The following is a 19,087-nucleotide window of genomic DNA, read 5'->3' as shown; positions in this document are numbered from 1 at the left end:
CTTGGAGGAGAATGAACCCATGGAATGGCACGAGGCGGTTTCCATTCTGCGACCCCACATCGTGAAGATTTCGAATAGCTGCCCAACCAGCCGATGAAGCGGACTGGTGACAGAGCCGCTCACCGCCGATCGCTTACTAAAATAGGGACGGTGACCATTTGGATGGCGTAAACGCCGCCGCTCAGCCACACGTTGGGAGTAGCAATGAACTTATCCATTACGCGGTAGACGCTATGAGCCCCAGTGAAATACACAGAACACACCGAACAGGCTGGCTCCGCGCCGCTGTTCTTGGCGCGAACGACGGTATCGTTTCTACTGCCAGCCTTATCTTGGGCGTCGCGGCAGCAGGCGTAGGCACTCATGGCATCTTGGTTACAGGAGTTGCCGGCCTTGTCGCTGGCGCCATGTCAATGGCTGCCGGCGAATATGTCTCGGTCAGTTCACAAGCCGATACCGAGCGCGCGGATCTGACTCGGGAGAGCAAAGAACTGGCTGCGAACCCAGCGCAGGAACACGCGGAATTGATGTCCATTTACGTGAAGCGTGGGCTGGATGAGACGCTGGCCTCGAACGTTGCTAGTCAGTTAATGAAGTATGACGCGCTTGCCGCACATGGACGAGACGAACTGGGTATATCCGACACAATGGCCGCGCAACCAGTGCAAGCCGCATTAGTCTCGGCGGGTACGTTCGCCGTTGGCGCGGTCATGCCGCTTCTGATAGTTCTCTTGTTTCCAATTTCTGCACTCATGTGGGGTGTCGCAGGTAGCTCACTCTTCTTTCTTGGAGTGTTGGGCTTCTTGTCTGCACGCGCAGGGGGCGCACCCGTGATTGCGTCTGTCGCGCGCATCGCTTTTTGGGGGGCCTTGGCAATGGCATTGACCACTGGAGTTGGCGCCCTTTTTGGGGTAGCCGCTTGAGATCTATGGGGTCAAGGAACGCGACACCTCAGTGCAATAGGGACAGTGGCCATTTGTTTCGATTTGCCTGCATCGGCTGATCACCAAGGCATCAACTCGGACATGGCTTCGCCGCGCCGGTGTCCCTTCCCGTCGTTACGATCCGGGAGAACCATGGGCACGAAACCGACCGCTTCGCGGCTGCTCCCCGTATCTTGTAATCTCATTGTTGAGCATGCTATCGAATGAGAAGGTCGGTGCCGAATTGAACGACGTTGATGCTGTCACCCGGTACCACGAAGAAACAAAACACCACTATGACCGCCAAGCCAGGTCTCTAGGCTACATGGATTGGGCGAACCAACCCAATCCGTTCCGATGGTATGAAGGCCTCACGCGGCTCAATCTGCCATTTACGGAAAAAGACCTTGGCGCCGCTCATATGGACCTGTACCGAAGAGAAGACAATCCCGTCCGGGATTTCTCCCTCCAAAACCTGTCACTCTTTTTGGAATTGTCGCTCGGTCTTTCCGCCTGGAAGTCCGCGGGCGGCAATAAATGGGCGCTTCGCATGAACCCCTCCAGCGGTAACCTCCACCCCACGGAAGGCTACGTGGTGACCCTGGGCAACATCGCCGGTGAGCCGGGAGTGTTTCATTACAGCCCCTACCTCCACGCGCTGGAACCCAGGGCCCTATTTCCGGAAAAGGTCTGCGCGCGCCTCACAAATCATTTCGCCGTGGACGGCTTCCTCTTCGGCCTGACCAGTATTTTCTGGCGCGAAGCATGGAAATACGGGGAGAGGGCTTTCCGCTATTGTAACCACGACTTAGGCCACGCCATTGCCGCAGCCGGTTTCGCCGCCAACCTCTTGGGATGGAAGATCACGTATTTAAGCGAAGCGTCGGATGAAGACGTCGCGGCGGTGCTCGGTTTAACCCAGACGACTTGGATTGAGGGGGAGGCGGAGCATCCCGAAATCCTTTGCTACGCGCACCCTTCAAACGTGAAGGATATTCCCGCCAACCTCCCCCCTGAACTCATCAGCGAAATCGTGGGACTTCCCTTCCAAGGCCGGCCCAACCGCCTAAGCGAGGATCATATAGACTGGGAAATTATTTCGGAGATCGCCGAAGCCGCCCCCAAACCAAGAACGCCCACACAACACTGGCTCGCTCCCCACCGTCCATTCTTCCCGGGGGACGAGTCCCGGATCCGGGCCGCCCACATCATCCGACAGAGGAGAAGTGCCTTGGCATTTGACGGAGCCACGAGCATCTCCGAATCGCAGTTCCTCACTATGCTGGACAAAACTCTACCGCGCGAAGATACCGTCCCATTTGATTTCAAGCTGGGCCCCGTCCGCGTGCACCTGCTTCTATTCGTGCATCGCGTTCTCGGCCTCGCGCCCGGCCTCTACATGTTCCTGCGCGACGAGGCTGGATTTGAACGCCTCAAAACCGCATGCCGTCCTGAATTTGCATGGAAACGAGCCAAGGAAGGCTTGCCGTTATTTCTGTTGACGGAAGGCCCTTTCATGCGGGAAGCGACAGCGGTGAGTTGTCAACAGGACATTGCCGGAGACAGCGCCTTCTCCCTGGGGATGATCGCGGACTTTCGGCGCAGCGTTGAAGAAGCCCCCTACCTTTATCGGCATCTCTACTGGGAAACCGGCATGATCGGCCAAGTCCTCTACCTCGAAGCCGAAGCCCACGGACTCCGGGCCACCGGCATCGGCTGCTTCTTCGACGACGCGGTCCACAACCTCATGGGCCTCAAAGACAACCAATTCCAAACCCTCTACCATTTCACCATCGGCACCCCTGTAGAAGACCAGCGCCTACAAACCTGGTCCCCCTATGCCCACCTCACCTCCGCTACCCCCTCTGGGGAAGAGTGCGAGGCTGCGGGATAAATCCGGCGTCTACGCATCGAAAGTTCTGTGTTTTTCCCAGGGAGATCTGCAACGCGTCCCGCAGGGACCAGGGGGGGTGAGAGGCGACCTGACCACGTTGCAGAAGTCAGCAGCGGGCAGAGTCAATGAGAGACCGTGAGGCCCATCCTTATCCCGATTGAACGCGCAGACAATCCTAATGGTGACAGCGAAAGAGCTGTTGCCATATATAACGGTATCCGTTATAATCTAATATCGTGATGAGTTAAGTCGATGAGGATGTCTTGTGATAAAATCGTTTCGTGACAAGGGCACAGAGGATATCTTTGACAGGAAAAACACTAGAGAAGCCAGGCAGGCCTGTCCTCAGCAAATCTGGCGAATAGCACAGCGAAAGCTCGATCAACTTAATGGGGTCATGTCCTTCGAATCTTTGAAAATCCCACCGGGAAATCTTCTGGAAGCCCTTAAGGATGATCGGAAGGGGCAGTACAGCATACGGATCAACGATCAATTCCGCGTATGTTTTGTGTGGACTGATGATGGCGTAGAAAACATCGAGATTATCGATTACCACTGAAGAATGAAGGAGAAGAGGATGGTACGCATACCTAAATCTGGTCCGCCTACACATCCCGGCGAAATGCTGCTGGAGGAGTTTCTCAAACCTCTTAAAATAACGCAGAGCGAGTTGGCGGTAAGGCTCGGAGTTTCATATCCTCGCGTTAATGAACTAATTCATGGGAAACGGGGGATCACCCCTGACACAGCACTTCGGCTGGAGAAACTATTCGGCATGGAGGCACAGTTTTGGCTAAACTTGCAGTTGGCGTGGGATTTATATCATGTAACCCACTCATCAACTGCGAAGGAAATAAAAAAGATAAAAAGATTACCTGCCTTAGCTCACGTCTAAACCGTCTCTATTCATGCAAATATCCCAACCATGCGACTGGACACCGAAGCGGTGCGCAATCTGGTCCCTGAAGCGTTGGAACTTGAAAACGTACGATCTTGCAACCGTGACCGATGGGGTCATCGATCTTGTCCTGAATGGAATAGGAGGTGATCATGGGCTTCCAGACGCTTGACCTGTGGATTGAGGGCTGCCTCGCTATTATCACGTTGAATCGCCCAAAGGCGCTGAACGCGATCAATGGGATGATGGTCGAAGAGCTGGAGCGGATCGTGCGGCAGATCCAGGACGATCCGAGCGTCCGGGTGGTGGTGATTACGGGTGCAGGGGATAAGGCGTTCGCTGCCGGGGCCGACATCACCGAGTTTAAGGCGATGAGTCCGACGGATGCCTGGATGTTCGTCCAGCGCCTCCAGCGGCTCTTCCTGCAGATTGAGCGGCTGCCAAAGCCGGTCATCGCGGCCGTGAACGGGTATGCGCTGGGTGGCGGCTGTGAGCTGATGATGGCGTGTGATATTGTCTACGCGTCAGATGCGGCCAAGATCGGCCAGCCCGAGATCAACCTGGGGATCATCCCGGGCGGCGGGGGAACGCAACGTCTGGCGCGGTTGATCGGCAAGCAACGTGCGAAAGAGCTCGTGCTGACCGGCGAGATGATTGGAGCGCAGGAGGCCTGGGGTCTTGGTCTGCTGAACAAGGTCATTCCTGCCGATCAACTGATGGTTGAGGTGAGGAAGCTCGCCGACAAGCTGGCGATTAAAGCTCCATTGGCAGTCAAGGCAGTCAAGGAGGCCATTGAGGATGGGTATGACATGGCGCTGGAGCGCGCACTCGCCTATGAAGGTAAGCTATTTGCGCTCTGTTTTGCCACGGAGGACAAGACCGAGGGCGTGAACGCCTTCCTGGAGAAACGTCCACCCAATTTTAAGGGGAAATAGGATTTATGTAGGGGCGCCGCTTGCTGCGCCCCCAAGGGCAGGGCAAGCCCTGCCCCTACGAGAAGCGGTGCGCGGAGACAGGTTATGAAGTTCGAATTGACTGAGGAGCAACGTCTGTTCCGGGAGATGGTACGCGACTTCGCTGCCAGAGAGGTCGCGCCGCTCAGCAAGCAGGTGGATGAAGAGGGGATCTTCCCACAGAAGACGGTCAAGCTGATGGGGGAGCTCGGGCTGATGGGCGTGGCGATCCCCACGGAATACGGCGGCGCCGGGGCGGACAACGTGTGCTACGCTATCGCGATGGAGGAGATCGCTCGGGCCTGCACCTCGACCAGCGTCATCATGTCGGTCAATAACTCGCTGATTGCCGATGCCCTGTACAAGTTCGGGACAGAGGCCCAAAAGCAGCGGTATCTTACGCCGCTCGCCAGTGGCACGCTGCTCGGCTGCTTCGCGCTGAGCGAGCCTGGCGCCGGATCGGATGCGTCGGCCCAGCAAACCCTTGTTGCCAGGGACGGTGACGTCTTTGTGCTGAACGGGACGAAGAACTTCATCACGAATGCCTTGGAGGCTGATCTGGCGCTGGTCTTTGCCACGGTTGATCGCAGTCTTAGGGCCAAAGGGGTCTGTGCCTTCCTGGTGGAAAAGGGCACGCCGGGCTTCACCATTACGAGGGTGGAGAAAAAACTGGGGCTCAAGGGCACCAGTTGCTGTCAAGTGCTCTTCGAGCATTGCCGGGTGCCTGCGGATAACCTGTTGGGCGAGGTGGGGCAGGGATTCAAGATCGCCATGGTCAGCCTTGATTCCGGCCGGATCGGTATCGCAGCGCAGGCGGTGGGGATCGCCCAGGCTGCGCTGGACATCTCGATCAGGTATGCCAAGGAGCGGGTCGCCTTCGATAAGCCGATTGCGTCGTTTCAGGCTATTCAATGGATGATCGCTGATATGGCGGTACAGATCGAAGCGGCGAGGCTGCTCACCTATCGGGCGGCCTGGCTGAAGGACAAGGGTCTTCGGTATACCAAGGAATCGGCGATGGCGAAGCTCTTCGCGTCGGAGACCGCCAACCGGGCCGCCACGAAGGCGCTCCAGATTCACGGTGGCTACGGGTATCTCTATGATTTTCCGGCTCAGCGGCTGTTTCGCGACGCCCGCATCACCGAGATCTACGAGGGCACGTCCGAGATTCAGCGCTTAGTGATCGCGCACCAATTATTGAACTGACGCGGCGTAGGGGCGCCCCTCGTGGGCGCCCTCACGTGGCTTGAACCTTGAACCTTGAACCTTGAACCTTGAACCTTGAACCTTGAACGTTGAACGTTGAACGGTGAACCCAACCATATGAACATCATTGTGTGCATCAAGCAGATTATCGATCCTGAGGTCCCGATGAGTCAGTTTAAGATCGATCCCAGGACCAAGCGGCAGGTCCAGGGGAATAACCCGCTGGTCATCAGCCCCTACGACGCCAATGCCCTCGAGGTGGCCATCAAACTTAAGGAGAAGCAGGGCGCCAAGGTGACGGCCATCAGCGTCGGAGGGGCAACGACGATCGCAGCGCTGAAAAGCGCCCTGTCGATGGGCGCCGACGAGGCAATCCTGGTCAATGATCCGCTTCTCGCGGGGTCAGACCAGCAAGGGATTGCCCATGTCCTGGCGAAAACGATCTGCAAGGCAGGCGCATATGACCTGATCCTGACCGGCTGTGAGTCGGGGGATTGGGCTGATAGGGCTGTCCCTGGCTTCCTGGCCGAGGAGCTCGGGATCGGGTACGTCGGATATGTGACCCGAATCGAGGTAAAGGATGGACAGGTGGTCGTCCGTCGAGTGGTCGAGGATGGGTACGAACTGATCGAAGCCAAGACCCCGTTCCTTGCCGCCATCAGCTCTGACGAGACGAACACCGCCCGCTACGCTAAACTGAAAGATATTATGGCGGCTGCCAAGAAGATGATCCCCGTCTGGAAGGCAGCGGATCTTGGGCTTGACCTGGAGAAGATCGGCGCCGGCGCAGCCAGGGTCGAGATCACCGATGTCTATATCCCGGTCAAGGAGTCCAGGTGCGAGATGATCGAGGGGAATACGCCGGAGGAAAAAGCCGCGAACCTGGCGGTCAAGCTGCGCGAGATCAAGCTGATTTAATAACAGCGTTCAGCTATCAGCCGTCAGCTTTCAGGGTGAATACGAAGATTCAAAAACAGGCGGCAATCGCATCGGTGAGGTGTTGGCGCAGATGTTCATTCTAATCGTGCTGACCGCTGACCGCTGACTGCTGCATTTTGCGAGGAGATGGATGCCCGGCACATTGGTATTAGCTACAACGAAAAACGGCAGGCTCACACGAAATACGCTTGAGCTGTTAGCAGGCGCGAGAAGGCTGAAAGAGAAGCTGGCCGAGCCGGTGGCTGCAGCCATCCTGGGAACAGAGGTCGGTGCATACGTCCCACTGCTGTTCGCGCATGGCGCTGATCAGGTCTATCGCGCCGAGCACCCCTTACTCGAAGGGTACCAAGGTGATGCGTATACACTCGCCCTGCATCAGATCTGCGAGCGCGCACAGCCGACCGTGGTGTTGCTGCCTGGCGATGTGATGGGGCGCGAGCTGGGCCCGCGCCTGGCTTATCGGCTCCAGGCCACCTTTGTTGCGGAGTTCATCGATTTCGACCTGGACCAGGCATCCGGCCGGCTGCAGTTTACGCGTCAAACCTACGGGGGGAAGGCGATGGCGGTTGTGCGGCCTCGCGTGAACTCGGTCGTGGCAACGGCCAAGCTCCGGACACTAGAGCCGGCCACGCAGGAGGAGGGCCGGACCGGCGAGGAAATCCGGGTCGATGTCGCTTTGGAAGCCTCGCAACTTACGACCCGCCTCATCGAGAAGGTCCAGGAAGAGGCGACCGGCATCAACCTGGGGGATGCCAAGATCGTAGTGAGCGGTGGGCGGGGTGTACACGGACCGGAAGGGTTCAGAGTCCTTGAGGAGCTGGCACAGGTCCTGAGGGGCGCAATTGGCGCCTCGCGGGCCGCAACCGATGCCGGATGGGTACCGCCATCCTGGCAGATAGGCCAGACCGGCAGGAACGTCAGTCCGGAGCTGTACCTTGCCTTCGGGATCTCCGGCGCGACCCAGCACGTTGCCGGGATATCCGGCTCGAAGCATATCGTGGCGGTGAACACTGATCCTGAAGCACCGATCTTTAAGGTGGCTCAGTTTGGCATTGTCGGCGACTGGAAAGCTGTGGCGACCACGCTGATCGAACGCTGCCGGGAATTAACGAAAAGCTAAAAATGTTCGAGATTCGAGGGTTGCAGCGCGAGGTACGAAATCCTCCCATCCCCCCTTTACAAAAGGGGGGCGCGTGGGGATTTGGAGTACAATAGTGCTGCCATGATCCCCATGCGCGAGATCTACTGGAACATCCCGGGGCACCTGTTCCTGTACCTGCTGTTCTTTCCCTTCCTGGTCGTCTGGCTCTACGGCATCTACCGGCATACCCGCATGATACTCATGGGGGAGCCTGCTGCGGTCTTGGGTAGTATGTGGGACCGGCTCAAAGGCGTTGTAGAGGATGCCGTCTTGCAGCGGCGAATCGCCAAGGACACGCTCTCAGGACTGCTCCACCGCTCGATCTCCTGGGGATTTGCCATCCTCTTTATCGCCACCTGCCTCGTGGCCCTCCAGGACTATCTCGGTATCCCGACTCTGCGCGGGAGCTTCTACCTCTACTTCATGTCGCTGACCGTCGATCTGTTCGGGCTGGTGGCCATTGTCGGCGTGCTGATGGCGCTCGCCCGGCGCTATGGCCTTAAACCCGATCGGCTTCTGCTGCCTCGTAAGGCCAAGAGTTACGACGCTCTGCTGGCACTGCTTCTCATCAGCCTGGTGACCGGGTTTCTGATTGAGGGGCTTCGGATCGCGGCCACGGCAGATCCATGGGGGCGCTGGTCGCCTGGCGGCTGGCTGGCATCCGTCCTGTTTCGCGGGACTGAACAGACCCAGCAGGTTGCCCTCCATCAAGTCCTCTGGTGGTTCCATGCCGCCATGGCCTTCACCTTCATCGCTCTTCTCCCCTATGGGGTGGGTATGCACGTCACGTCTGCTGCCGCCAACATCTTGCTGAAGAACCAGGAGGGCTCCGGGGTGCTGCGGACGATCGACCTGGATCGAGCTGCGCATTTTGGCGCTGGAGCGATTGACCAGTTTACATGGAAAGATCTCCTCGACCTCGAGGCCTGCACCGAGTGTGGCCGCTGTCAACAGGCCTGCCCGGCCTGGGCGACCGGTAAGCCACTGACCCCTAAAGGCGTCATCATCGATCTGCGAGATCACATGCGCCTGGTTGCCGACGGAGATGAGTCCAGAAAGATGGTCGGTGAGGTGATCTCCCACGACGTCCTGTGGGCGTGCACCACCTGTGGCGCCTGCCATCAGGAGTGCCCGATCTTCATCGAGCCGATCCCAAAGATCATCGAGATGCGTCGCCATCTGGTGATGGAGGAGGCCAACTTTCCGGAGACGATGCAGCAGGCCCTGCGGAGTCTGGAGGAGCGGGGCCATCCGTTCCGTGGTACGTCGGCCTCCAGGACCGATTGGGCAAAGGGGCTCGGCGTGAAGACCGTGGCCGAGAACGGTCCACCGGAGATACTGTACTGGGTCGGCTGCGCCGCAGCCTTTGATGAGCGGAATCAGCAAGTGGCGGCGGCCTTCGCGAAGCTCCTACAACGCGCCGGAGTCGATTTCGCGATCCTGGGGGAAGAGGAGCGATGCACGGGTGACCCGGCCCGCCGGATCGGAAACGAGTACCTATTCCAGGCGCTGGCTAAAGAGAATATCGCCATCCTGAACGGGTATGGCATCAAGAAGATCGTCACTACCTGCCCGCACGGTTTCAACACGCTCAAGAATGAATACCCCAAGCTGGGAGGCAGTTACGAGGTCGTCCATCACACGCAGATGTTGGCCGACCTGGTGAAGGAGGGGCGCCTGCGGCCAGAGAAGCCGATAGATGGCGTCGTGTCGTTCCATGACCCTTGCTATCTCGGACGACATAACGGTATCTACGATCCACCCAGGCAACTTCTTGGTGCGATCCCTGGGCTTGTGGTCAAGGAGATGGACCGATGTCGTGAGGGCGCTTTCTGCTGCGGTGCGGGGGGCGGGTTGATGTGGTTTGAGGAGAAGATCGGCAAGCGCGTAAGTTGGGAACGGACCGAAGAGGCACTGGCCCTTGAGCCGCAGGTGCTGGCGAGCGCCTGTCCCTATTGCCTGATCATGTTCGAGGACGCGCTGAAGGTCAAGGATGCGATAGGGCGGACCAGACCGCTTGACGTAGCAGAGCTGATGGCGCAAAGTATGGATATGTAAAGTGCGAAGCCTGCCCCTGCAAAAGCGGGGGTGCGAGGTGCAAATCCCCCCAACCCCCCTTTACGAAAGGGGGGAACGGGGGGTTTGGTGTAGGCTGCGTAGGGGCGCCGCTTGCTGCGCCCGTTCCGGGTGTGAGGTCCGAAGTTCGAAATGCCCTGGTCGCTGGCGAATGAACGCTGACGATGGACTGACATGTCCGAGCAGAAAGATCTGAAGCGGATCGAGGAAGAGAAGGCGCGGTGGGAGGCCGAGACGCTGAAGCCCGCCCTCGCCCAGACCCCTGAACGGGCCGAACGCTTCACCACCGCGTCCATGACCCCGGTAGAGCGCCTCTACACCCCGGCCGACCTGCCCGAGTGGGATTACGCGAAAGAGCTTGGATTTCCCGGCGAATACCCCTACGCGCGCGGGGTTCAGCCGACGATGTACCGCGGCAAGCTCTGGACCATGCGGATGTTCGCCGGGTACGGCACCGCCGACGAAACCAACCGACGGTTCAAGTATCTGCTCGAGCAGGGCCAGATGGGGCTATCCACCGCCTTCGATCTGCCGACCTTGATGGGATACGATTCGGACCACCCCTCTTCAGCCGGTGAGGTGGGCAAGTGCGGCGTGGCCATCGATTCGCTCGCCGACATGGAGACGCTGTTCGAGGGGATTCCGCTCGGTGAGGTCACGACCTCTATGACGATCAGCTCGCCCGCCTCAGTTTTGTGGGCGATGTATATCGCCGTCTGCGAGAAGCAGGGCGTTCCGTACCATGAGATTGGCGGGACGCTCCAGAACGACATCCTGAAGGAGTACATCGCGCAGAAAGAGTATATCTATCCGATTGCGCCTTCGGTCCGGCTGGTGACCGACACCATCCTGTTCGGCGCGCAGCACCTGCCGCGTTGGAATACCGTCAGTATCAGCGGATACCATATCCGGGAGGCGGGGGCAACCGCATTACAGGAGCTCGCGTTCACGCTGGCCGATGGGATAGTCTATGTCGAGGAGGCCATCAAAGCGGGTCTCGATGTCGACGCGTTTGCCCCGCGTCTCTCCTTCTTCTTCGATTGCCACAACGACCTGTTCGAGGAGGTGGCCAAGTTTCGGGCGGCGAGAAGGCTGTGGGCTCGGATCATGCGGGAGCGATTCGGGGCAAAAGATCCCCGTTCCTGGTTGCTGCGGACACATGCCCAGACGGCTGGTTGTTCCCTCACCGCCCAGCAGCCGCGCAATAACATCGTCAGGGTCGCGATCCAGGCGCTGGCGGCTGTGCTGGGTGGGACGCAATCGCTGCACACCAACGCCATGGATGAGGCGTTGGCGCTCCCGACGGAGGAAGCCGCCACCATCGCGCTGCGGACGCAGCAGATCATCGCGCACGAGAGTGGCGTCACTAACACGGTCGATCCAGTGGCCGGCTCCTACTACGTCGAGACGTTGACGAATCAGATGGAGGAAGGGGTCTGGGAGTACTTTCGGCGGATCGAGGATCTGGGCGGGATGATCCGGGCGATCGAGAAAGGATTCCCCCAGCGCGAGATCGCCGATGCCGCCTATGCGTATCAGCAGGCCATTGAACGGGGTGAGAAGGTCATCGTTGGCGTGAATCGATTTACAGAAGACGAAGAGGTCCCGATCCCGATTCTCACCATCGACCGTGAGGCCGAGGCGCGGCAGATCGAACGCGTACAAGCGCTTCGCCGCGCGCGCGACAAGGATGCCGTGATGCGGTCGCTGGAGACGCTCCGTCAGGCTGCCGCCGGGAACGACTCGTGGGGAAAGGATCTGTTGATGCCGAGGATTCTTGACGCGGTTCGGGCCTACGCGACCTTGGGCGAAATCATGGATGTCTTTCGCGATGCCTGGGGCGAATACAAAGAGTCGTCGATCATCTAGCCAGCGTGAGGATTTCAGTGTAGGGGCAGGGCTTGTCCCTGCCCGATTGAGGCAGCCGAAGCCGTTACAGGAGCGTGCGAATGTCAGAGGACCGAAAGATCCGGATCTTGATCGCCAAGCCGGGCCTTGACGGGCACGATCGGGGTGCCAAGGTCATCGCCAGAGCTTTCCGCGACGCCGGGATGGAGGTGATCTACACCGGGCTCCGGCAAACGCCGGAGATGATCGTGAACGCGGCCATCCAGGAAGACGTAGACGCTATCGGCATGTCCTGTCTGTCCGGGGCTCATATGTACCTGTTCCCAAGGGTGATGGAGCTGCTCAAGGAGCGTGGGGCCGATGACATCCTCGTCTTTGGTGGTGGCACAATCCCCGCCGACGACATCCCGAAACTGAAAGCAGCCGGGCTTACTGCCATCTTCACGTCCGGCGCGACAACGACCGAAGCGATCGAGTGCGTGAAAAGGAACATCAGAAATAAAAGTTGAATCCACTGGGGGGGTTCATTCCCAGCGGCTTGCCGCGAGTTAGTCATACCGGCGGAAGCCGGTATCCAGAGGGTCCGGCTGGATTCCGTGTCAAGCACGGAATGACGGGCCCGAACAGAAGACGATACCCAGCGGCTTGCCGAGTGGTAGTTCATTATACAATTAGTGACGAAGTAGTCTCTTGACTCTACATGAGGTAGATCTCTGGTCTTAGGGGATGAATTCCAGCCGTCCAAATTGGGCTGGACTTGAGTCACACCGCCAAAAGAAGGGGGCCTCGATGCGACCGGTATATATGGTTTCTGGAGGGGTGAGCAAATTCACCAAGGCCAGGCCGGACGTCACCTTCCAACCGATGGTGAAGGAGGCGTACGACTATGCCCTCAAGGACCTCGGGCTTGAGCATCCCCGGTTTGTTGAGATCGTCGATGGCTCGGTCGCATCTTACTTCTCTGATCATTTTCAGCGACAGTTGATGTCGGGCATTATGGTGCAGGATTATCTGGGGCTCTGTCCTAAGCCGAGCCACCGGGTCGAAGGTGGTGGCGCCACCGGCGGCCTCTGTTTTCAAGAGGCCTGGAAGTCGGTGGCCTCGGGCCTCATGGATGTGTGCGTGGCCTACGGCTTCGAGACGATGTCCCATGTGAATACCTGGAAGGGTAACGAATTTATCGCGCTGGCCTCCGACGTGAGCTTCGACTACCCGGTGGGCGGTTTTTACAGCGGCTACTACGCGATGATGGTGGTCCGACACATGAAGGAATTCGGCACGACCGTCGAGCAGATGGCCCACGTCTCGGTGAAGAACCACAACAACGCCTTTCACAATCCCTATGCCCAGAAGCGAAAGCTCCTCACGATCGAAGATGTGCGTCGCGCGCCGATGGTGGCCTGGCCGCTGACCCGGCTGGATATCTGCGTCATGTCCGACGGGGCGGCAGCCACGATTCTGGCCAGCGAGGAGGGGATCAGCAAGCTGGAGAAGGCGAGCGGCAAGCGACTTAAACCGGCCAAGATTGTTGGCATCGGTCGCGGGACTGACGCGATGCGGATGGCCGACCGACCTCACCGTAAGGTGTTGCTGCTCCCGCATGAGCGGGCCAGCGACTATCGTGGTCTCAAGTACCCGGGCGTCCATTCATTTCGGGCAGGCCGGATGGCCTCCAAGCTGGCCTACGAGATGGCTGGGATCACCAATCCGATTGAGGCGCTGGACTTCATCGAGCTGCACGACGCCTATACCTCCTCCGAGATTCAGACCTACGAGGATATGGGCCTCTGCAAGTACGGGGAGGGTGGCCGATGGGCGGAGGAGGGGAACCCCTTTCTGCCCAACCTCGACTACGGTCTTGCGCTCAAGAAGCCCGGAACGCTTCCCGTCAATCCTTCGGGAGGCCTGATCGCCTGCGGCCATCCGGTGGGGGCCACCGGCCTGATGCAGGCGGTCTTCGCCTTGTGGCAACTACAAGGAAGCATCAAAAAGCATTTTGGTAACGACCGGCTGCAGGTCAAGGGCGCCAGACGTGGGGCCATCCACAGCCACGCCGGCACCGGGACATACGTCACCGTAAGCATCATGGAGAAGGTCTGATCCATGGCCGGTGCATGGGAGGAGGGAGCAAACAATGGCGAGTGACAAACGTGGGAGACTGAGTCGGAAGCTACCCGAGGAAAAGTCTGTTGCGTTGCCAGAGACCGACGACGGGACGATTCTGTTTAATGTCCCGTTTCCTAAGGACCTGGCCCAGCTCAAAGCCATGGCCCCCATCATCATCAAGCAGTCCTACCAAATCGATTACATCCACAGCTACGGACAGGACTCGCCCTTCTTCGCTGGCTTGGCTAACGGGAAGCTCTTGGGGACCGTCTGCACGAAGTGTGGATACAAATACGCGACGCCTAAGCTGCACTGTATGGATTGCGGCAGCGAGTGCGACTGGTTCGAGCTCCCCCAGGTCGGCGCGGTCCACACCTTCACGGTCTGTTACTTCGGGGGCGAGGAGTTCCTGAAGGAGACCCCCTTTGTGCTGATCCTGGCGGAGTGGCCTGGTATCGATACCCTGTTCCTCTCACGGCTGCTCGGCGTCGATCCACTGAAGCCCTCACTGGATTGGGTCGGGATGAAGGTTCGGGCAAAATTCCGGCGCCTCTCCAAGTTCAAACCGACCGATGTCTATTTCGTCCCGGCGTAGCGGTTTCCGGCATCGCAAAAACACCACGCTATGACGACTGAGATATCGACGACGATGAGCCTCACCCCTCACCACGCGAAGTACTTCGCCCACGACCTGACCCGGCGGGCAACGAGCGGCATGACCGCCTTTCCATGGCGATGTTCGACGCAGCCGTCGATCTCACCCGCATCAGATCGTAAAATAGTAAAATAGAAAATACGGACAGACACTATCGTGACAATTCGTGGTGTTCGCTGCAATGATCGTGCATGCCACGGATTACCCAAACCGTTGCATTCGGCCACCCGTATCCTGTGAGGCAACGAGGGAATGATCGCCAGGCGGTCTTTCGGAACGACAGCGATTCGAATGCACGCGATGACAGAGCGACCACTGCGAAGGGGGATGGGATCATCTGGGAGGTACGCAGGAAACTGGATGAGTAATACACGTGTAGCAGAGGGGAAGACCAAGAAAGGATTTCAATAAATAGTGTCTGTCCCTATATTAGTTCTATATTAGTTTTTCAACACGCATCGGATGGTTCAACAGTATGCCGCTCTTGCGTATGTGTAGGAGGATTGATTCTTCACCAGGCCCGGCGTACTATTTCCGCAAGCGTCAATCTTGACGCGCCAGAGATACGGAAAGGAGCACAAGAATATGAAAACAACAGCCGCCTCAATCGCCACCACTGTTCTTGCACTGCTGACCGTGACGGCCTGCGCCCCGCACATGAAATACCGTACCGTCCACCCGGACGTGTGCGTCAGCCCGGAGCCGAAACCCACGCCTGAGTGTGAAACCCACGCGCTGCAACAACTGCCAGGCAATAACGGCTCCAGCTACCTGTTCGGATTCATTGAATTCGACGACCAGGGCCAGCTCTGGGACCGCCGGCAGATGCGCGATGTCCTGACGACACTCCAGACCGGGGCCGGTACCCGCGATCTGCTGATGGTGGTGTTTGTGCACGGCTGGAAGCACAGCGCCGCGCCTGGTGATACCAATATCAACACCTTCCGCGCCGTATTGGCCAACCTGAGCGATGCCGAGGCCCTTCTGGCCAAGAGAACGGGTACCCCAGTCCGCCAGGTGGTCGGCATCTACTTCGGCTGGCGCGGCGGTTCGTTGCCGGTGAAATATCTCGAAAACGTCACCTTCTGGGACCGCAAAAACACCGCCCAGAAAGTCGGGTACGGCGGGGTCGCCGAGGTCCTGAGCCAGTTGGAGGATATCAAGCTCACCAAGGACAGCATAGTCTGCCGCGATCGTACGGTCAGTAAAAACGACGACACGCTATGCAGCAGTAACACCAAACTCGTGGTCGTCGGCCACAGCTTTGGCGGCGCGGTGATGCAGACCGCGGTGGCCCAGTTTCTGGAAAACCGCTTTGTCCAGACCACCGGCCCGGCAGGCCGCAAGAGCGACATCGAGGGATTCGGCAACCTGGTGGTACTGATTAACCCGGCATTTGAGGCCAACCTGTTTACACCGATGAGCGACATGGCTGCCGAGCGGCGCACCTATTTCTCCTCACAACTGCCGGTCGTGCTGGTGCTGACCTCCGAGGCCGATGCCGCAACCCGTTACGCCTTTCCGATCGGGCGCTGGTTCTCGACCATTTTCGAGAAAACGCACGATCGCCAGCGCCGAAATGCAGAGACCGGTCAGACGGAAACGATCAGCGAACATGACGCCAATGTCCGCGCCGTCGGTCATTTCAAACCCTATCGTACCCACCACCTCTACCCGACGGAGGAACGCAAGCGTGAGGAACTCAAGGCCGCCAGCGCCGCCGACAGCATCCAGATGTTCGAGCGCTCCAGAGCTGATTGGGTCTGCGACGCGCCCGGCAGCAAGATCACGTTTGGTGACGTGGTGCTGGAACGCACCACCAACTCGGCGGGTCGCAACCCGTATCTCGTAGTCTACGTCGACGAGCAACTGATCCACGAGCACAACGACATCGACGATCCTCGAGTCATCGAATTCGTCAAGCAGATGATCCTGATCTCGAGCCGCAGCGAGAAGCAGACCGCAATAAACTGCGAAACAAGGTGAAGATCAGGCCGTAATGAAGGGCAGTAACTCCGGGTTGGCGATCAACACCTGGTTGCTGTAGTGTGAGATCGAAAATAAAGTGAACTACACGCTCGTAAAAAATTAAAAAATAGTAAAAATAGGGACAGACACTATTATTGTGACGATTCGTGCTGTCCGCGGTCATGATCGTGCCTGCCACGGATTCTCCGAACCGTTGCGTCCGGCCACCTGTATCATGTGACGCAACGAGGGAATGATCGCCAGGCGATCTTTCGGAACGACAGCGATTCGAAGGCACACGATGACAGAACGGCCACTGCAAAGAGACGGGTTCATCTGGGAGGTGCGCAGGAAACTGGACGAGTAATACACGTGGTGCAGAAGGGAAGACCAAGAAAGGATTTCAATAAAGAGTGTCTGTCCCTATATTCGAGAGACCAACAACTTGCAAGGCAGGAGAGAAATGAAGACGTTATTTCGTTGCCTTCTATTTGGGGTAGGTGTTTTTAATCTTGTGGCAGTAGCTATGGCCGCGGACGGGGTGGACGACAAGCGTCTCTTGTCTGCGCATACCGATAACAGTAACTGGTTGACCTATGGACATGGCTACAGTAATCAACGGTACTCTGAACTTGATGACATTAATCGCGATAACGTGAAACGGCTGGTCCCCCGCTGGATCTACCAGACCGGGATACCGGGCACGTTTCAAACCAATCCGCTGATTGCCGACGGGATCATGTACCTCAGCACACCCTATAACCACGTCGTTGCCCTGGACGCCGTGACTGGGAAGATGAAATGGCGTTACGAGCACAAGCTCACGACAGAGGAATTGTGTTGTGGGCCTACTAATCGTGGTGTGGCGATGGGTTACGGTAAGATTTACATGATTACCGTCGACGCCCGCCTGATCGCTCTCGACATGAACACCGGGGCCGTACTATGGGATGTGCCGGTTGCGGATCCCAACGCCGGCGCGCGGGAGTCGCTGGATTTTCTGGCGGAGGCCGATACCTTGAAAACATGGAAAGTCATCGGCTGGACAGGTTTTTCCGGAAACATGGCACCGCTGGTATTTGATGGACAGGTGATCATTGGCGTCACTGGCGCCGGGTACGGCCTCACGCTGAGGGCAACCACGGGAGGTGATCCGCATGCGGTGGTAGGGATTGCCGGGGAAGACCAGGGTCTGCGGGCTTTTGTATCAGCATATGACGCCGGCAGCGGAAAGTTGCGCTGGCGCTGGTATTCCACACCCACGCAGGGTTGGGAAGGAAAATTCTCTGGCCAGACCGCTGCGGGTGACTCGCTGGAACGCGACCTGAAAGCGGAGAAAGCCGCACTGCCCAAATACGCAGATGCCTGGAAGAGAGGTGGTGGTTCGGTGTGGACCCATCCCGCTCTGGATCCGGCCGCGGGGTTGCTTTATGTCGGCACCGGCAATCCGGCGCCGCAAATGGATGACTCTACCCGTCCCGGCGACAATCTCTACACGTCTTCGCTGGTTGCCCTGGATGCCCGGACCGGCCAGCTGAAATGGTACTTCCAGGAGGTTCCTCACGATGTGTGGAACTATGATGTGGCAAGCCCTCCGATCCTCATCGATACCATGCATAACGGCCGTCTCACGCCTGCCGTGGCCCAGGCCGGCAAGACTGGTTGGCTGTATGTCCTCAACCGCCTGACCGGTAAGTTGTTATCACGGTCAGAGCCGTTCGTGCCACAGCATAATATTTTCCGGCGCCCGACACGGGATGGGATCGTGATTTCCCCTGGTTTGGTCGGGGGTAACGACTGGTCTCCCGCCGCCTATAACCCGCAGACCGGTTGGATCTATGTCGCGGCGGTGCACATGCCGACTAAATACACCGTACACGATGTACCACCTGAAAAGCGTAAGCCGGGATTAAGCGACATCTACGTTACAGCAACCAGCGCCGAGGAGTCCGGTACGGGCAGGTTAAGTGCCATCGATCCCGCTTCCGGAAAGATTCAATGGCAGGTACACACCGATAAACCCCTGGTAGGAGGGGTAGCGACGAGCGCGGGGGGATTGGTGTTTGTGGGAGAAAGCAATGGTCAATTTACCGCCCGTGACGCACGCGACGGCAGCTTGTTGTGGCAGTTCAACACGGGGGCCGGTGTTAATGCGCCGCCGGTCATTTACAAGGCGGGTGGAAAGCAATTTATAGTGGTAGCTGCCGGGGGGCACCAGAAGTTCCAGTTTCCGCTGGGGGACGCGGTCATCGCATTTGGCTTACCGGAAAACTAGCGTCTTTTCTCAGGAAAATAGGAAAATAGGGACAGCGACAATTAAAAATGAGAAAATATAAGAACGCCGAAAGTAAAAATCAGCCGCCACGCTTTTGACGATAGGAAGCATTAGAGGGGTCTCCACTCGCTCTCTCCGTGCCCAGTGAACACAACAGCCATTCTGAGACCTCGATGCCGCCCCCACCGGACGGTAGCCGCCCGGG

Annotated in this window: 15 protein-coding genes; all 15 read left to right on the top strand. The window is 58.2% G+C overall.

Translation table 11 applies throughout. The features are described from left to right. Positions 1-233 precede the first annotated feature (233 nt). The 15 genes from CLG94_RS12370 to CLG94_RS12300 all read left to right on the top strand — a co-directional run bounded on the left by CLG94_RS12370 (position 234) and on the right by CLG94_RS12300 (position 18,882). The gene (locus CLG94_RS12370; RefSeq protein WP_107563970.1) at positions 234-923 is read left to right on the top strand and encodes a VIT1/CCC1 transporter family protein; all 690 of its coding nucleotides are present in this window, start codon (positions 234-236) and stop codon (positions 921-923) included. A 244-nt stretch (positions 924-1,167) separates the two neighbouring features. Next, positions 1,168-2,817: a SagB/ThcOx family dehydrogenase gene (locus CLG94_RS12365; protein WP_161954175.1), complete on the top strand. Its 1,650-nt coding sequence runs from the start codon at positions 1,168-1,170 to the stop codon at positions 2,815-2,817. 265 nt (positions 2,818-3,082) lie between these two features. Beyond that, on the top strand, positions 3,083-3,376 hold the full coding sequence (locus CLG94_RS12360) for a type II toxin-antitoxin system RelE/ParE family toxin (RefSeq protein WP_107563966.1): 294 nt from the start codon (positions 3,083-3,085) through the stop codon (positions 3,374-3,376). Positions 3,377-3,394: 18 nt separating this feature from the next. Beyond that, complete coding sequence (locus CLG94_RS12355; protein ID WP_107563964.1) at positions 3,395-3,712, top strand: HigA family addiction module antitoxin; 318 nt, start codon at positions 3,395-3,397, stop codon at positions 3,710-3,712. Between the two features lie 155 nt (positions 3,713-3,867). Next, entirely contained in the window at positions 3,868-4,650 is a 783-nt protein-coding gene (locus CLG94_RS12350; protein ID WP_107563962.1) for an enoyl-CoA hydratase/isomerase family protein, read from the top strand. Positions 4,651-4,734: 84 nt separating this feature from the next. After that, positions 4,735-5,874, top strand: coding sequence for an acyl-CoA dehydrogenase (locus tag CLG94_RS12345; protein ID WP_107563961.1), 1,140 nt, complete (start codon positions 4,735-4,737; stop codon positions 5,872-5,874). Between the two features lie 117 nt (positions 5,875-5,991). Beyond that, positions 5,992-6,792: an electron transfer flavoprotein subunit beta/FixA family protein gene (locus tag CLG94_RS12340; protein WP_107563959.1), complete on the top strand. Its 801-nt coding sequence runs from the start codon at positions 5,992-5,994 to the stop codon at positions 6,790-6,792. Positions 6,793-6,943: 151 nt separating this feature from the next. Next, positions 6,944-7,933 carry an electron transfer flavoprotein subunit alpha/FixB family protein gene (locus tag CLG94_RS12335; protein WP_107563957.1) on the top strand — a complete coding sequence of 330 codons (990 nt, stop codon included), beginning with the start codon at positions 6,944-6,946 and terminating at the stop codon, positions 7,931-7,933. 102 nt (positions 7,934-8,035) lie between these two features. Beyond that, complete coding sequence (locus tag CLG94_RS12330; protein WP_107563955.1) at positions 8,036-10,012, top strand: heterodisulfide reductase-related iron-sulfur binding cluster; 1,977 nt, start codon at positions 8,036-8,038, stop codon at positions 10,010-10,012. 192 nt (positions 10,013-10,204) lie between these two features. Further along, complete coding sequence (locus CLG94_RS12325; RefSeq protein WP_107563953.1) at positions 10,205-11,899, top strand: acyl-CoA mutase large subunit family protein; 1,695 nt, start codon at positions 10,205-10,207, stop codon at positions 11,897-11,899. 80 nt (positions 11,900-11,979) lie between these two features. Then, on the top strand, positions 11,980-12,387 hold the full coding sequence (gene icmB / locus CLG94_RS12320; protein ID WP_107563951.1) for a coenzyme B12-dependent isobutyryl CoA mutase small subunit: 408 nt from the start codon (positions 11,980-11,982) through the stop codon (positions 12,385-12,387). Positions 12,388-12,667: 280 nt separating this feature from the next. Continuing rightward, on the top strand, positions 12,668-13,978 hold the full coding sequence (locus CLG94_RS12315; protein ID WP_107563949.1) for a thiolase C-terminal domain-containing protein: 1,311 nt from the start codon (positions 12,668-12,670) through the stop codon (positions 13,976-13,978). 34 nt (positions 13,979-14,012) lie between these two features. Continuing rightward, the gene (locus CLG94_RS12310) at positions 14,013-14,579 is read left to right on the top strand and encodes a Zn-ribbon domain-containing OB-fold protein (protein ID WP_107563947.1); all 567 of its coding nucleotides are present in this window, start codon (positions 14,013-14,015) and stop codon (positions 14,577-14,579) included. A gap of 645 nt (positions 14,580-15,224) precedes the next feature. Continuing rightward, positions 15,225-16,625: an alpha/beta fold hydrolase gene (locus CLG94_RS12305; protein ID WP_107563945.1), complete on the top strand. Its 1,401-nt coding sequence runs from the start codon at positions 15,225-15,227 to the stop codon at positions 16,623-16,625. A 445-nt stretch (positions 16,626-17,070) separates the two neighbouring features. Next, positions 17,071-18,882 carry a pyrroloquinoline quinone-dependent dehydrogenase gene (locus tag CLG94_RS12300; RefSeq protein ID WP_107563943.1) on the top strand — a complete coding sequence of 604 codons (1,812 nt, stop codon included), beginning with the start codon at positions 17,071-17,073 and terminating at the stop codon, positions 18,880-18,882. Positions 18,883-19,087: the final 205 nt, after the last annotated feature.

The sequence above is a fragment of the Candidatus Methylomirabilis limnetica genome (assembly GCF_003044035.1).
GTDB lineage: Bacteria > Methylomirabilota > Methylomirabilia > Methylomirabilales > Methylomirabilaceae > Methylomirabilis > Methylomirabilis limnetica.
Note: the sequence above shows the minus strand (reverse complement) of the source record. Positions and strands in the feature narration are given on the sequence as shown.

Excerpts from the sequence above, each read along its gene's own strand:
- icmB (WP_107563951.1), top strand. The coding sequence starts at position 11,980 with ATGTCAGAGGACCGAAAGATCCGGATCTTGATCGCCAAGCCGGGCCTT.
- CLG94_RS12345 (WP_107563961.1), top strand. The coding sequence starts at position 4,735 with ATGAAGTTCGAATTGACTGAGGAGCAACGTCTGTTCCGGGAGATGGTA.
- CLG94_RS12355 (WP_107563964.1), top strand. The coding sequence starts at position 3,395 with ATGGTACGCATACCTAAATCTGGTCCGCCTACACATCCCGGCGAAATG.
- CLG94_RS12335 (WP_107563957.1), top strand. The coding sequence starts at position 6,944 with ATGCCCGGCACATTGGTATTAGCTACAACGAAAAACGGCAGGCTCACA.
- CLG94_RS12315 (WP_107563949.1), top strand. The coding sequence starts at position 12,668 with ATGCGACCGGTATATATGGTTTCTGGAGGGGTGAGCAAATTCACCAAG.
- CLG94_RS12330 (WP_107563955.1), top strand. The coding sequence starts at position 8,036 with ATGATCCCCATGCGCGAGATCTACTGGAACATCCCGGGGCACCTGTTC.
- CLG94_RS12325 (WP_107563953.1), top strand. The coding sequence starts at position 10,205 with ATGTCCGAGCAGAAAGATCTGAAGCGGATCGAGGAAGAGAAGGCGCGG.
- CLG94_RS12340 (WP_107563959.1), top strand. The coding sequence starts at position 5,992 with ATGAACATCATTGTGTGCATCAAGCAGATTATCGATCCTGAGGTCCCG.
- CLG94_RS12350 (WP_107563962.1), top strand. The coding sequence starts at position 3,868 with ATGGGCTTCCAGACGCTTGACCTGTGGATTGAGGGCTGCCTCGCTATT.
- CLG94_RS12310 (WP_107563947.1), top strand. The coding sequence starts at position 14,013 with ATGGCGAGTGACAAACGTGGGAGACTGAGTCGGAAGCTACCCGAGGAA.
- CLG94_RS12305 (WP_107563945.1), top strand. The coding sequence starts at position 15,225 with ATGAAAACAACAGCCGCCTCAATCGCCACCACTGTTCTTGCACTGCTG.
- CLG94_RS12300 (WP_107563943.1), top strand. The coding sequence starts at position 17,071 with ATGAAGACGTTATTTCGTTGCCTTCTATTTGGGGTAGGTGTTTTTAAT.
- CLG94_RS12370 (WP_107563970.1), top strand. The coding sequence starts at position 234 with ATGAGCCCCAGTGAAATACACAGAACACACCGAACAGGCTGGCTCCGC.